This is a genomic window from Sphingomonas sp. PSPC2-2, from assembly GCF_049897725.1.
In the GTDB taxonomy this organism is placed as follows: Bacteria; Pseudomonadota; Alphaproteobacteria; order Sphingomonadales; family Sphingomonadaceae; genus Sphingomonas.
On sequence record NZ_JAFCWU010000003.1, the window covers coordinates 231,127 to 245,550 of the forward strand.

11 protein-coding genes are annotated in these 14,424 nt (G+C 65.7%); 3 read left to right on the forward strand and 8 right to left on the reverse strand.

The window, feature by feature from the left end; translation table 11 throughout:
• Nucleotides 1-29: 29 nt before the first annotated feature.
• Nucleotides 30-2,423 (forward strand): TonB-dependent receptor, encoded by a 2,394-nt coding sequence (locus ACP7BY_RS07625; RefSeq protein WP_137902728.1) that lies wholly within the window; start codon nt 30-32, stop codon nt 2,421-2,423.
• Between the two features lie 28 nt (nt 2,424-2,451).
• Here ACP7BY_RS07625 and ACP7BY_RS07630 read toward each other — a convergent pair whose 3' ends face one another.
• The gene (locus ACP7BY_RS07630) at nt 2,452-3,657 is read right to left on the reverse strand and encodes an MFS transporter (protein WP_126846784.1); all 1,206 of its coding nucleotides are present in this window, start codon (nt 3,655-3,657) and stop codon (nt 2,452-2,454) included.
• 212 nt (nt 3,658-3,869) lie between these two features.
• On the opposite strand from ACP7BY_RS07630, the gene ACP7BY_RS07635 reads away from it, so the two are divergent.
• Nucleotides 3,870-4,910 (forward strand): YeiH family protein, encoded by a 1,041-nt coding sequence (locus ACP7BY_RS07635; protein ID WP_126846865.1) that lies wholly within the window; start codon nt 3,870-3,872, stop codon nt 4,908-4,910.
• Nucleotides 4,911-4,956: 46 nt separating this feature from the next.
• Here ACP7BY_RS07635 and ACP7BY_RS07640 read toward each other — a convergent pair whose 3' ends face one another.
• Nucleotides 4,957-5,964 (reverse strand): LacI family DNA-binding transcriptional regulator, encoded by a 1,008-nt coding sequence (locus ACP7BY_RS07640; protein ID WP_033965262.1) that lies wholly within the window; start codon nt 5,962-5,964, stop codon nt 4,957-4,959.
• Between the two features lie 70 nt (nt 5,965-6,034).
• Nucleotides 6,035-7,660: an alkaline phosphatase D family protein gene (locus ACP7BY_RS07645; RefSeq protein WP_137902729.1), complete on the reverse strand. Its 1,626-nt coding sequence runs from the start codon at nt 7,658-7,660 to the stop codon at nt 6,035-6,037.
• An 86-nt stretch (nt 7,661-7,746) separates the two neighbouring features.
• Here ACP7BY_RS07645 and ACP7BY_RS07650 point away from each other — a divergent pair, with 86 nt between their 5' ends.
• The gene (locus ACP7BY_RS07650; RefSeq protein WP_137902730.1) at nt 7,747-9,195 is read left to right on the forward strand and encodes a DUF2029 domain-containing protein; all 1,449 of its coding nucleotides are present in this window, start codon (nt 7,747-7,749) and stop codon (nt 9,193-9,195) included.
• Here ACP7BY_RS07650 and ACP7BY_RS07655 read toward each other — a convergent pair.
• From ACP7BY_RS07655 to thrC, 5 genes are all read right to left on the reverse strand, one after another.
• Nucleotides 9,182-10,384, reverse strand: coding sequence for a glycosyltransferase (locus ACP7BY_RS07655; protein WP_033965921.1), 1,203 nt, complete (start codon nt 10,382-10,384; stop codon nt 9,182-9,184). The genes ACP7BY_RS07650 and ACP7BY_RS07655 overlap by 14 nt on opposite strands.
• A gap of 5 nt (nt 10,385-10,389) precedes the next feature.
• Nucleotides 10,390-10,917 carry a DUF2141 domain-containing protein gene (locus ACP7BY_RS07660; RefSeq protein WP_171010506.1) on the reverse strand — a complete coding sequence of 176 codons (528 nt, stop codon included), beginning with the start codon at nt 10,915-10,917 and terminating at the stop codon, nt 10,390-10,392.
• A 2-nt stretch (nt 10,918-10,919) separates the two neighbouring features.
• The gene (locus tag ACP7BY_RS07665; RefSeq protein ID WP_033965924.1) at nt 10,920-11,885 is read right to left on the reverse strand and encodes a hypothetical protein; all 966 of its coding nucleotides are present in this window, start codon (nt 11,883-11,885) and stop codon (nt 10,920-10,922) included.
• A 148-nt stretch (nt 11,886-12,033) separates the two neighbouring features.
• Nucleotides 12,034-12,900 (reverse strand): class I SAM-dependent methyltransferase, encoded by an 867-nt coding sequence (locus ACP7BY_RS07670; protein WP_033965925.1) that lies wholly within the window; start codon nt 12,898-12,900, stop codon nt 12,034-12,036.
• Between the two features lie 115 nt (nt 12,901-13,015).
• The gene (gene thrC, locus ACP7BY_RS07675) at nt 13,016-14,416 is read right to left on the reverse strand and encodes a threonine synthase (RefSeq protein ID WP_033965926.1); all 1,401 of its coding nucleotides are present in this window, start codon (nt 14,414-14,416) and stop codon (nt 13,016-13,018) included.
• Between the last annotated feature and the right edge of the window lie 8 nt (nt 14,417-14,424).

Sequence of the window (14,424 nt, forward strand, 5' to 3'; positions counted from 1 at the left end):
CCAAGATGGGATTTCGAAGGAGGGATAGGATGAAAGCACTTTACCTGACGGGTGCGGCTGCGCTCGCGCTGGTGGCGGCCTCGCCGGGTTCCGCACAGACTGCGCCCGCGGCTGCGTCAGCGAACCAGCAAGCAGAGGGCGACCCCGGCGACATCATCGTTACCGCGCAGAAGCGCTCCGAGCGTTTGCAGGACGTGCCCCTCGCGGTCACCGTTATCTCGGGTGATGCGATCGCCGCGCAGGGCAAGACCAGCCTGGAGGGCGCGCAATATCTGGTGCCGTCGCTCAATTTCCTGAAATCGGGCACGACGCTCAACCAGTCGCTGTTCCTGCGCGGGGTCGGCACCTCGACCTTCTCGATCGCGGGCGAGCCGTCGATTTCGACGGTGGTCGATGGCGTGGTGTATAGCCGCGCGGGCGAAGCGTTTGGCGACCTGGTCGATGTCGACCAGATCGAAGTGCTGCGCGGGCCGCAAGGCACGCTGTTTGGCAAGAATGCGAGCGTCGGCGTCATCAACATCATCTCGAAAAAGCCGACCGCCAGCTTTGGCGGCTATGCCGAGGCGGGGTTCTTCACCGACAGCGAATATCGTGCGCGCGCCGCGATCAACGTGCCGATCGGGCAAAATGTGCGCTCGCGGCTGACCGGCTTCTACACCAATTATGACGGCAATATCCGCAACGTGACGACCGGCAAGCTGGTCAACGGCTTCGAACATTATGGCGGGCGGTTGCAGGTCGATGCCGATGTCGGGTCGAACGTGAAGCTCGCCTTCATCGCCGATTATCACCGCAACAATGATGATTGCTGCGGTGAGGTGATCGCAACCGGGCCGATCAACACCGCGACGGGTGCCGTCACCACCAATGCCTCCAGTGCCGCTTTGCCGACGCCGCGTGGCACCGATACCCGCGAACTCGCGCAGAATCTGACGACGCGGACCAAGGAAACCGGCTACGGCTTCTCGCTCCAGGCCGATATTCAGGCGGGGACGCAGACGGTCACTTCCATCACCGCCTATCGCAATTACAAGAATACCGAGATCCGCGACGGCGACTTCCTGCCGGCCGCCTATATCGGCTTCAACCAGCTTCACGATTTCGGGCCACAGACTGGCGACACGTTCAGCCAGGAAATCCGGCTGACCTCGCCGGGGCACCAGTTCCTCACCTATGTGCTGGGCGCATATTATTCGCGTGCGGCGAGCGAGCGCATCTTCACGCGCAACGATCAGGTCTGCACGTCGGCGGTGACGCCCGCGCCGACCGCGCTGACGCCGTGTTCAAGCGCGTCCGCCAACCCCTCGACCTTTCCGACCGGCACCGCCGATTTCGGCTCGGTGTTCAAGAACGTCGCGCTGTTCGGGCAGGGGACGCTCAACATCAGCGAGCGGTTCCGCGTGATCGGTGGCTTGCGCTATACGGTCGACCAGCTCGACGTGTTCCATTCGCGTGCCACCACACTGGCGGGGCCGGGGATCAACGCCAATTTCGATCAGGGCGTGTATAACGAATATATCCGGCTGGTCGCGCTGGGGGTTTCGCCGACGACAGCCGCGTCGCAGGCGGTGAGCGCTTCTAACGGCGTGCCGTTCCGCGCCAAGGCGACCAATGAGAACCTGTCGGGCAAGGCAGGCGTGCAGTACGATATTTCGCATGGCTCGACGGCGTATGCGACCTATGCGCGCGGCTATAAGGGCCCGGCGTTCAACGTGTTCTACAATCTGACCGCGACCGGCACCAATGTGATCGCGCCGGAAACCTCCGATTCCTATGAGATCGGGCTGAAGAACACGCTGCTCGGCGGCAAGCTGACGCTCAACCTCGCCGCATTCTACGCCAAATATAAGAATTTCCAGGCGAACAATCCGGATCTGGTCGCGGGCGTGGTCGTCACGCGCTTCACCAATGCCGGCGACGTGTCGACCCGCGGGGTGGAACTCGATGCCACGCTGCGGCCGGTGCGCGACCTGAGCATCACCGGCGGTGCTGCCTATACCGACGCGCATGTCGACAAGTTCAACGCCCCCGCTGGTTCGGCGACGATTCCGGCGGGCACGCCGCTTGGCTTTGCGCCAAAGTGGAAGGGCAATGTCAGCGTCGATTATCGGCTGCGCACCGGCGGCTTTGCCGATGTGCTGCTGGGGGCGCAGGGATCGTATCAGAGCAGCGAGCTCGGGCTGTTCGCGGCCGATGCGGTGCAGCGGCAGTTGGGGACGATCGGGGCGTACAGCCTGGTCAACCTCGGTGCCGGTCTGGTCAGCAAGAACGATCGCTACAAATTGACCTTCCAGGTGCGCAATCTGTTCGACAAGAGCTTTGCTGCGGCGATCGCCAATGGTGGACCGGGACAGGCCTATCGCTACCAGATCCCGCGCGATGCCGATCGCTACTTCGGCGTGACCGGGCGGGTGAATTTCTGAGCCTTTGATCCTCCCCGTGCGGAGAGGATCACGGTGTCGGCCTGATCACCGGGATCAGGAGGTGTATCGCGAGCAGCGCGACGAGATACGACCCCGCGCAGATTGCCAGCGCGGGGGCGTAACCCCAGCCGTGCGACAGCGCATAGACCTGAAACTGGATCATCCCGATCGAGCACAAATTGCCGCAAAAGGCGGCGATGCCGATGCGGGAGCCAACCGCGCGGGCGGGGGTAATGTCGGTCGTTACGCCGAACACGTTGGTCGAAAAGCCCTGATGCGCGAACAGCACCAAGCCGAGGAGCAACGCCGCGACCCATGGATTGTCGACCGACTGGACGAATATCACTGGCAGCACGAGCAGCGCATAGCCGAGCATCGTCAGCTTGCGCGCGCGGTTGACGCTCCACCCGTGCGCGATCAGCCGTGTCGGCAAATAGCCGCCGGTCAGCGCGCCGCACGCCGCCATCCCGTAAACCAAGGCGATCGGCAGTCCGAGCGTGCCCTGTGGCAGGTCGAACAGCCGGTGGAACAGATCGGGCAGCCACAGCAACATGAAGAACCACACCTGATCCGACAGCACCTTGGCGATGGCGATCGCGGCGGTCTCGCGTGAGCGCAGGATGCTGAGCCACGGCACGGGGGCGGGTGCCACTGCGTCGAGCGCGATGGGCTTGATGCGGATCGCGAACCATATCGCCACCCATACGACACCAAGCCCGCCCGCGACCAGGAATGCCGCCTGCCAGCCATAAGCGACGGCAAGCGCGGGGATGAATAGCGGCGTGACGATCGCGCCGATATTGGGTGCGATGTTGCCGATGCCCAAGGCGATCTGCCGGTCCTTATGGTTGAAATAGGTCGCTGCGGTCTTCACCGCGGCCGGCGTGCCCACCGATTCGGCGATGCCGAGCACGATGCGCGCGGCGAAGAAAGCGGGGACGGTCGCGGCAAAGGCATGCGCCATGCCAGCCAGGCTCCAGACCAGCACGCCGAGCGCGAAGCCCAGGCGCAGGCCGACGCGGTCGAGAAACCAGCCGGTGCCGAGAAAGGCAAAGGCGGTCGCCACCTGGAAAGCGGTGCCGAGATTGGCATAATCCTGGTTGGACCAGCGGAATTGCGCTTCCAGGGTGGGTTTGAGCAGCGCCAGGATCTGGCGGTCGACATAATTGAGCATCACCGCGACGAACACCATCGCGACGATGATCCAGCGTGCTGCGCCGCCGCGTAGTGCCATTGATCCGCTCCCGGCTTTATGGAGACAGCGTTGTCACAGAAGGTGGGGTTCGGCTAGGTCCAAAAGGTGCTGGCACCGGGCTTGTCCCAAGCGCGACCGGGCGGCAAGAGGTGCCGTGCGGTGTGCGGCACGGTGGCCCCCGGGACAAGCCCCGGGTGACGGAAGAGGCGGCAAAGACGATGGCGATTTCCCGGCAAACCCGCCCGCTTCCGATGGCTGCCGACCTGTATGGCGATTTGTACGGTGCCATCGAGACCGCGCCCAAGCATGACTGGCGCGGCTATGCCCCCGGGCTGGTGGTGGTGCTGATGGGTACGCTGGCCGCCGGGTTCCTGTCTGATCATTATGGCGTGCCGCTGACGCTGATGGCGTTGCTGATCGGCCTGTCGCTCAATTTCCTCAGCGCCGATGGGCGACTGACGCCGGGGCTGGCCTTTGCCTCGCGCTCGCTGTTGCGCTGGGGGATCGTGCTGGTCGGAGTGCGGGTGACGGCGGGGCAGATCGTCGCGCTGGGGCCGGTTGCCTTGCTGTGCGTCGTGGGCATCGTCGCGGCGACGATGGCAGCGGGGGTGTTTGCGGCGCGGCGCTTCGGCTTCGATACCGCCTTCGGGTTGCTGGCGGGGGGATCGGTGGCGATTTGCGGCGCGTCGGCGGCGATGGCGCTGGCGACGACCCTGGGCGAAAAACGCACCACTCAGGCGCAACTGACGCTGGTGCTGGTCGGCATTTCGGCGATGAGTGCCTCGGCGATGATGCTGTATCCGCTGGTGGCACATGCCTTCCACATGAGCGACCTGAAGGCAGGGTTCCTGCTGGGCGCGTCGATCCACGATGTCGCACAGGCGTTGGGCGCGGGCTATTCCTATTCGGACGGAGCCGGGGCGATCGCGGCAATCGTCAAGCTGACGCGCGTGGCCTTGCTGGCTCCGGTGCTGGCGGTGGTGGCGATGGGCCTGGCGCGCTGGGGTGGCGGCGGCGAGGGACACGCCAAGGGGCCGGGCGTGCCGTGGTTTGTGATTGGGTTCTTCGTGCTGGCCGGAATCAATTCATTCGGCGTGATCCCGGCGGTGGTCGCGACCGGCGCGGAGCGGGTTGCGGCGGCAATGTTGGCAGCGGCGGTGACGGCGACCGCGATCCGCTCACCTTTGTCGCAATTGTTGGAAGCGGGGCCCAAGCCGTTGCTGGTGATTTTGGCGGCGACCTTGGTGGCGTTCGGCCTGGCGCTGGCGGCGGCGCTACTGTTGATCGGGTGATCGTTTTGCGCTGCCTCCCCTCCTCGGAAGGGAGGAAATGCCGCGCTTATTGTGTTGCCGCGGGCCCGGTCGATTCGCGCACGATCAGCTCATAGCCGACTTCGCGGCGTTCGACCGGTGCATGCGCGGGCGCGAGCAGCAGGTCCGCTGCCTGATACGCCATTTGCCGGGTCGGTTGGCGGATGGTGGTGAGCGGGGGCCAGACGAAGCCTGCCAGCGCGGTGTCGTCAAAGCCCGCGATCGAGAGCTGCCCCGGTACGGACAGGCCATAGCGATGCGCCGTCGTCAGCGCCCCCGCCGCCATGTCGTCGCTCGACGCGAACACGGCGCTTGGCGGTTCGGCGAGCGACAGCAGCGCCGCCGCCGCCGCCGCGCCGGAGGCGAAATCATAGCTGCCCTCGCGGACCAGCACGGGATCGAAGGCAATGCCCTGCTGCCCGAGCGCAGACGCATAGCCCTGCAAGCGCTGGCCGCTGGTGGCATAGCTCGGATGCCCGGCGATGAAGCCGATCCGCCGGTGTCCGAGCGACAGCAGGTGCGCGGTCATCGTCGCGGCGGCGGCAGCGTTGTCGATGAAGGTCGAGGGGGCGAGATCGAGCGCGCTCCCCGGCGAAACCCGCACGAACCGCACCCCGCGCCGTTGGAGCAAGTCGAGCACGTGCGGATAGTCCGATACGGGCGGGGTCAGAATCAGGCCATCGACATGCGTGGCGTCGACCAGATTCTCGATATCGTCGAGCAAGGTGGTGGAATTGCGATCGTACGGCTGGGCGATCATCCGCACCCCGTCCGCCACACAGCGATCCCGGATGCCCGATTGCATTTCGTAGACATAATAAGGGCTGGGATTGTCGCAGATCAGCGCGATCTGGAAACTGCGCCGCCCGGCAAGCGACCGTGCCGCGACATTCGGGCGGAAGTTCAGTTCGGCTACCGCCGCCTCGACCTTGGCGCGCGTTTCCTCGCCGACATAGCGCTCCTTGTTGAGGACGCGCGACACGGTTTTGATCGAAACCCCCGAAACGCGAGATACGTCCTTGATGGTTACGCGCAAAGTCGCCGCTCCCGAAAGCCCCGCTGGTGTGGCGCACGGGTGTGCCGCACCAGCGGGGCATCGGCAACCGTCATGCCATGATATTGCGACCGCGCTGGACCGTGGCGCTGTGGCCGATGCTGGCGGCGGGAGTATGGGCCTTGATGGTATCGACCATGATCCAGTCGTTGCTCGCGCGGTCGGGCGTGAGCGTCATCGCCATATAGCCACGGCGCGAGGTGTCGCACCATTTCAGCTCCTTATTGGCGCGCACCAGCGTGGCGGCAATCACCTTGGGGTCGGTCTTGCTGGCGGCTTCATAGCCCGGGGACGTCACCGAATGACCTGCGAATTCGACCCCGGCAGGCTTGCCGTCCTGCGCCAGGTCATAGGCCCAGGCGTTGTGGCTGTCGCCCGACAGCACGATCAGATTGGCCCCTTGCGCCTGCGCGCCCTTCAGGAAGCGCGCGCGGGCGGCGGGGTAGCCGCCCCAATTGTCGTAATTGAACGGCAGTCCCAGCTTGGCCGCAGCAACGCCCGCCAGAAAATAGTTTTTGGCGCGCGCGGGGGCATCGGGTGCCACCCAGGCGAGCGCATCCTGCGGCATCACGGTTTCGCCCATGATCGTGCCGAAGCCGACCACTTGCCAGCGCTGGCCCTGGCGGACCGATTGCGCGAGCGCGTGGCCGAGCCAGCTTTCCTGCTGCGACCCCATCATGGTGACGGCCGGGTCCGTCCACGCGCCATCGCGGAAGTTTTTCAGCGCGGCGATCGGGTCGTTCGCCTTGAACAGCGGCGCGACGTCAGGCTGCTTGGTACGCGCGAGCAGGCGGGTCTCGGTGCGGAACAGCGTGGCGAGCGTGCCGATCTCATAGGCCTTCCACGGCTCGTCGGACACCGGCATCCATTCGCGATAGGCCTGGATCGAGGCGGCGCGGCGGGCATTCCAGTCGCCTTCGTCGGGCTGGTGATTCTCGGCCCCGCCTTCCCAGCTATCGTTCGCCGATTCGTGATCGTCCCACTGCACGATCATCGGCAATTTGGCGTGCAGCGCCATCAGATCTGGGTCGCTGCGATAGCTGGCGTAGCGGATGCGGTAGTCGGCGAGGTGGAGCAATTCGGTCGCGGGAAGCGGGGTGCGTCCGGTGACCTGATCCTTCAGCGCGGGATAATCGCCGGTGCGATATTCGTAAAAATAGTCGCCGAGATGGATCGTCAGGTCGAGATCGTCGCGCGCCGCCGCATGGGCATAGGCGTTGAAGAAGCCATAGGGCATGTTCGAGCAGGAAAAGGTCGCGGTGCGGAAGCGGTCGACCGGGCCGACGGGCAAGGTCTTGGTCGTGCCGACGGGCGAAAAGCTGCCGTCGGGCGCGACGAACCGGTAGTGATAGGTGCGACCGGGGGCGAGGCCGTCGACGGTGATCTTGGCGGTGAAATCACGCCATACGCCCGTGATTTGCGATCCGCCCGCGACGACCTTGGCGAAGTCTGGTGTTTCGGACAGTTCGACGCGCAGTTCGGCAGTGTCGCCGCTGGCGGGGACGTAGCGCGTCCATAGCAGCATCGAATCGCCGGCGGGCTCACCGCTGGCGACCGAATGGGTGAAGCCGCGCGCATTCGCGACCGAGGGGCTTTGCGCAAAGCCCGGCACCGCGAAAGCGCCGAGCCCGAACGAGCCGGTGAGCAGGAAAGAGCGGCGGTCGATACGAAGCGTCATGGGGCATCTCCAGCTGATCGCGCGTTCCTGCGCCATCGATATGGCGTCTGCGTGACAGTGAGATCTGCCTTGGCTAAGGCCGGGGCATGGACGAGCGAAGGACCGATCCGCTGGTGTTCCCCTGGCGTTATGGCGCGGGCATCTTGATATTCTTCGCGCTCTGCGCGCTGCTCCGCTCGGTCGATCATGACGAAAGCCAATATGTTGCGGCGGCCGTGCTGACCGCACATGGTTTTCTGCCGTTCCGGGATTTTGCCTATCTGCAGACGCCGTTGCAGCCGTTCCTGTTCGCGCCGGTCGCATGGCTGGCGGGGCCCTGGGTGTGGCCCGCGCTGCGGCTGGTCAATGCTACGCTCGGCGCGGTGCTGGTCGGCTGCGTCTGGCGCGCGGCGCGCGAGGCCGGGGCCTCGGCGCGCGCCGCGCTGATCGCGGCGGGGTTGCTCGCGCTGAGCGATATCCTGCTGTTCAGCATCGCCACTGCCCGCAACGACGCCTTGCCTGCCGCCTTGCTTGCTGCTGCGCTGGTGCCGATCGTGCGCACGCAGCGCGGGCGCGGCAGCACGGGACAAGCGGTGCTGATCGGGCTGTTGCTGGCCGCAGCAGCGGCGGCGAAAGTGTCCTACGCGCTGCCTGCGGCGGCTTATGGGGTGTATACGCTCGTCGATCGGCGGCATCGCCCGCTCGCCGTGCTGGCCGGAGCAATGCCAATGGTCGCGTTTGTCGCCTGGACCTGGGCGATCGCCCCCGCCGCCTTCGTGTTCGGTACGCTGCGCTTCCCGGCGCTGGCTCCGGCGGAATATTACACGCCGGGATCGTGGAAGATGTCCTATCTCGCCAAGGCGGTCGATGCGCTGAAGTTTTTCGCGCTCGGCCCGGCCTTGCTGGCGCTGGTGATGGTGCGCCGCCGCTTGGTGCGGCCCGGCGTGATCGAGTGGCTGGTGCTGGCCGGTCTGGTCGCCGCGCTGCTGCCGTTTCCCACCTGGCGGCAATATCTGCTGCCGGTTCTGCCGCCGCTCTTCGTCTTGCTGGCGTTGGTGTGGGACCGGGCACCGCCGGGGCGGGGGCTGCGGATCTTTACCGTGGTGACGATTTTCGCCGGCCTTGCGCCGACGACCGCGGCGGCGGTCCAGGCGCTGGAAGGAGCGTCGATGCCGGTGGCCTTGCGCGAAGGCCGGGCGATCCGCGCCGCGCTCGATACGGCCGGGGTGCGGGGCGGCGTGGCGACGCTGTCACCGCAGTTTCTCGGCGCGACCGGACGCTTGCCCGACCCGCGTTTTGCGGCCGGTCCGTTTTATTATCGCACCCACCGGCTCGCCGACCCGGCGACCGAGCCGCGCTTCCATGTTGTGTCGGCGGATCGCCCCGCCGACCTTGATCGCAACCCGCCGTCCGCCGTGCTGGTCGGTGGCGAGGCTCCATGGACAGCGGGCGACAGCGACACCGACGCCCTGCTCGAACGCTGGGCGATCGCGCGAGGGTATCGGACGGTGCCGATCAACAGTACGCGTTTCCGTGTGTACGTCAGGCGACCTTGAGCAGCGCTCCGTTGCGCTTGGCGTCGACCAACCCCTGATAATAGTCCATCAGTTCCACCGCATGGTCGCGGTCGCTGCGCACCTTGCCCGCCGCTACCAGCACCGCGCGGCGCAGCACGCGCTGGTCGCGTGCGAACAGCCGGTGGATCGCCGCCGCGGCGCTTTGCGCATCGCGCGCGGTGTAGAATTCGGAGGCATGGCGATCGGCAACCTCCGCGCAACCGCCCGTGTCGGGCACGATCAGGGGCAGGCCCCCGGCCATCGCCTCGGACGCGACCAAGCCGAACGGTTCCGCCTCCGATCCGTGGATCAGCGCGTCGCAGCTCGCGACGATGCGGGCGAGGCGTTCGCGGTCATAGACCGGGCGGAACATGCGGATGTGCGGGGATCCGGCGATGCGGGCCTCGATCTGGCGGCTTTCGACCCCGGTGCCGAGCAGGATCAGCCCGACCGGCAAATCCGAACCGGCGCGCTCGACCGCGTCGATCACCAGCCGCCAGCGCTTTTCGGGATGATGGCGGCCAAGCCCGAGCAGCAAATGCCCGCTGGGCGGCAAAGCGCATTGCGCGAGCAACGCGGCACGCAAGCGATCGTCGCGCAGATCGGGCGAGAAATGGCCACGCTCGATCCCCAGCGGCATCGCCGCGTCGATCCGCACGCCGCGCGCCTTAAGCCGCTTTTCCAGCGCCGGGCCGTTGGTGACGACCGCATCGAAATGCTGGAGGAAGCCGCTCATATAGCGGCTGTACCAGGAGAAAGCGCGCTCGATCCGCTCCTGCGGGGCGAGGCCCTCGAACCAGCGCAGCGCATAAGCGGCCATATTGTCATTGTGCATGAAGAAGCTCTTCACCGCACCGCCCTCATATTTGGGCTGCCACTTGCCAATCACCCACGGCAAGCGCCACGGCGAGGAGGTTTCGACGACATCGGGCTGCAATTGGTCGAGCAGCTTCACGATCGGGGCGGATTCCCAGAACAGCCCGTAATTCTGGTCGAGCGGCAAATGACCTGTCTGGATCCAGATGACCTTGCCGCCGCCGGGGCGTTCCTCGACCGCATTTTCGCGACCAGGGGCGAGCACGATCAGTTCATGTCCCAAATCGGACATGATGCCCATCTTGCGATCGATATAGGTGCGCACACCCCCACCGGTCGGCGAGTAGAATTCATTGACGTCGACGATCCGCATGGCGTCTATTCGTCCTTGAGCGGCCCGAACCCCCCGAGCCCGCGCAGATATTGCGCCCGAATCTCGGTGGATACCACCCCCTGCGGCACGACGATCCGCGCCATGGCAAGTTTCGGACGCGACCGGCCGAGCCGGGCGTTGGTCGGGAAGCCCGCGCCATCCTGCCACAGGTTGAACTTGTTCTTGCCGTCGCGATTGTGCGTGAACAGCAAGGCATAGGGGCCAGGCGTCGGCACGCGGATGCACAGCACGATCGGGCCGCTGGCCGGGGTAGGCAGGCGCACGCGACGGAAGAACTTGCCTTCCTTGATCAGGTCGCGATCATCCTTCAGGAAATCGGCGTCGTTGGCGGGAAACAGCTCGAGCTTCAGTTCGCCGGTGCGATCCTTCAACCCGTCGACGGTCACGCGAATCGCGGGGCCGCCCGAGGTGCAGGCCGCGGCGTCGCTACCCAGAATCTGCGCCGCGCTTGCCGTGACGGGCAGAAGTGCTGCGCCGGTGATTGCCGCCGCCATCAAAACCTTGCGCACCATTTTCAACTCTTTCTCACCAAGTCGACCAGCCCGAACATCGCGACGAGCACAACATGGACGAGCAACGGCAGCGCCGCGGTGACCGCGATCAACACCGACAAGGCTGCGTCCTGACCGATCAATAGGGTGGCGAAGGTGGCGAAAAGAAGGTCTTTGTTCGGCACAAGTGGCAGCCGCCCGACGATCAGCCGCGCTGCCGACAGCAGCAGCCACATCCCGAGCGACACACTTGGCAGACCATAATGCCAGGTAAAGGCGATCAGCACCGATCCCGCAATCAACCGCAGACAGTGGATGCCGAAGATCCACCATAAAGTCGCGCGTGGGAGCGAAAAGACGCGTTTCGAGAAGATCAGGAAAGGCAGCGACATGGCGAATACCACGACGACCGACCAGAGTGCATTGTGCAATTGCTGTTCGGTAAGCAGGCCGATGCCCAGCGGCATCGCGATCGCGATCATCGCCAGTGTCACCATATTGCCGGCAATCGCCGACAGGATGCTGACATCCTTCACCGCGCCGAACGGTGCCGCCACCATCGACGACCGTTGCCGCGCCCAGGCGTAGAAATAGGCCTCGCCCGAATAATTGAGCACGTCGTTGGCGATGCGCTTCTTGGTCAAAGCCACGTAACCGGCCGCCGGGATCCCCCACAATTTGCGGAAGATGATGAAGTCGCCCGTCACCGGAGAAAGGTAGAAGAGTCCGAAGAACAGATAGAAAAGCGGGCTGCTCGGTAGCGCCGAGACCAGACTGTCGACGCCCAGCGCATGGAGCTTCAAGCCGAGCCACACGATCATTACGAGCGTGACCGCTGCGCCCAGATAGGAGGGCCAGCGTCGCGCCAGCGGTGCCATCGGCTCAAGGCCGGCGAGATCGGGCGTTCCGGGCATCGGCGGCAGCGAAAGGTGCGCGGATGCGCCCTGCGTCGAAACGCCGATCACTGGTCCAGTCGTATAGTTATCCACGTGGCGCGTTTGTCCGCTTCTTGGCCGGTCAGGGCGGCCCCATTGCCGCGCATTAGCGGCATAAGTGTGGCGCGGCAAACGCCAAGAAAAGAGCGGGAACCGTGGTCCATCCAATATGATGAGGCGTTTTGCGGGGGGCCTGACGGGTTTACCGTGACCAGCGCGCGAAGATGGCGGTCGGCAGCAACAGCCCGCGCGCTTCCTCGCGCACCGCCATCTCTCCCACTTCGACCGTGCCGCCGAGGTCGGCAAGCGCTTGACGCACCACCTCGCCGATCGCCAGCGCCGACATGCGGACGGCATAGACCGTCAGCACCAGGAACTTGCTGTCCTGGTCGAGCAAGCGACGGCAATCCGCGATCAGGCCAGGCAGGCCCTCTTCCAGCCGCCACACTTCGCCATCGGGCCCGCGCCCGAATTTTGGCGGATCGAGGAAGATGCCGTCATAGCGTTTCCCGCGCCGCACTTCGCGCGCGGCGAACTTGGCGGCGTCGTCGACCATCCAGCGGATCGGGCGGTCGGCCATGTCGGACAGGAAGGCATTGGCCTTGCCCGCCTCGACCGACTTTTTGGAGGCATCGACATGCGTCATCGCCGCGCCCTTGGCGGCGAGCGCCAGCGTGCCGACCCCGGTATAGCCGAACAGGTTGAGCACTTGATCCCCCTCGGCGACGCGCCCGCGCATCCACTGCCATTGCGGTGCCATGTCGGGGAAGAAAGCGAGGTGGCGGAAGGGCGTGTTCTGCGCGAGGAACAGCACTTCCTCCCAGCGCACGTGCCAGCCACCGCGCGGCACATCCCGCGACAGATGCCAGCGCCCGCCGCCCTCTTCATCCGACGCACCGATGAAATCGCCATCGGCTTCCCAGCTTTCCGACGCCGGGGCCCACATCGCCTGCGGTTCGGGGCGGATGAAGCGGAACCGGCCATAGCGTTCGAGCTTGCGGCCGTGGCCGGAGTCGATGAGCCCGTAATCGGGCCAGGGTTCGGTGATGAGGGTTATTAGGTCGTTCATTTTGCTCACCCTCACCCTTCCGTCGCTTCGCTCCTCCCTCCCTCTCCCAACGGGAGAGGGAAGGGGCCCGCTCGGCGCAGCCGAGTGGGAAGGGTGAGGGTGAGTTTGAGATCGCTCACCGCGCGCTCGCGCGTTCGGCGATATAGGCGGTGACCGCGTCGAACGTGCCCGGCAGCGAGGCGTAGCGTTCCTCGCGCTCGAGCAGATCGCCAATCCGTGCGGGCAGCGGCGGCCGTTTGCCGGTCGCGCGCTCGACCGCATCTCCAAACTTGGCGGGGTGGGCGGTTGCCAGCGTCACCACCGGCACATCGGCGGGAAGCCCGGCGCGGCGCGCGGCGGCGAGGCCGATCGCGGTGTGCGGATCGATGATCTCCCCGCTCGATTCGCACGCCCAGCGCATTGCCAGCGCCATGTCGTCGAGATCGACACGGTCGCTGCCGAACAGAGCGGCGGCGCCTTCGCGCTGCGCGTTGGTCAGGCGCATTGCCTTGGTCGCTTCGAAGCCGCGCATCTGCTCGGCGAGCGCGGCACCATCGCGGCCGCCGAGATCGAACAGCAGTCGTTCGAAATTGCTCGACACCTGAATGTCCATCGACGGGCTCGGCGTCGGCACGACGGTGCCTTGCGAATAATCGCCGGCGCTGAGCGCACGGTGGAGGATGTCGTTGACGTTGGTGGCGACGATCAATTTGGCGATGGGCAGGCCCATCTTGGCGGCGACGTAACCGGCGAAGACATCGCCGAAATTGCCGGTCGGCACCGAGAAGGCGACGGGGCGCTCGGGCGCGCCCAGACGGACGGCGGCGTAGAAATAATAGACCACTTGCGCCATCAGCCGCGCCCAGTTGATCGAATTGACCGCCGACAGCGCGAACTTGCCCGAGAAAGCGTCGTCGTTGAACATCGCCTTTACCAGCGCCTGCGCATCGTCGAAGCTGGCATCCTCCAGCGCGATATTGTGGATGTTGGGGGCGATGACGGTGGTCATCTGGCGGCGCTGCACTTCGGACACGCGGCCCTTGGGGTGGAGCATGAACACATCGACCCCGGCGCGGCCGGCCAGCGCATCGATCGCCGCCGAGCCGGTATCGCCCGAGGTCGCGCCGATCACGGTGACTTGCTGGCTGCTGCCGGTGAGGAAGCGCTCGAACAATAACCCCAGCAATTGCAGCGCGACGTCCTTGAACGCGAGCGTGGGGCCGTGGAACAGCTCCAGCAGCCAGTTTTGCGGATCGAGCTGGACCAGCGGCACGACGGCGGCATGGGCGAAGCGGCCATAAGCCTGGGTGCAGAGTTGGCGCAGATCGGCTTCGCTGAGCGTGCCCTCGACGAAGGGCAGCATCACCGCGACGGCGGTGTCGACATAAGACAGGCCGCGCAGGGCCGCGATCTGTTCGGTCGAGAAGCGCGGCCAGCTTTCCGGCAGATAGAGGCCGCCGTCTTTGGCCAGGCCCGCGAGCGTGACGTCGCGGAAATCGAGGGTGGGCGCGGAGCCGCGCGTGCTTGTGTAGCGCATGACCCCTG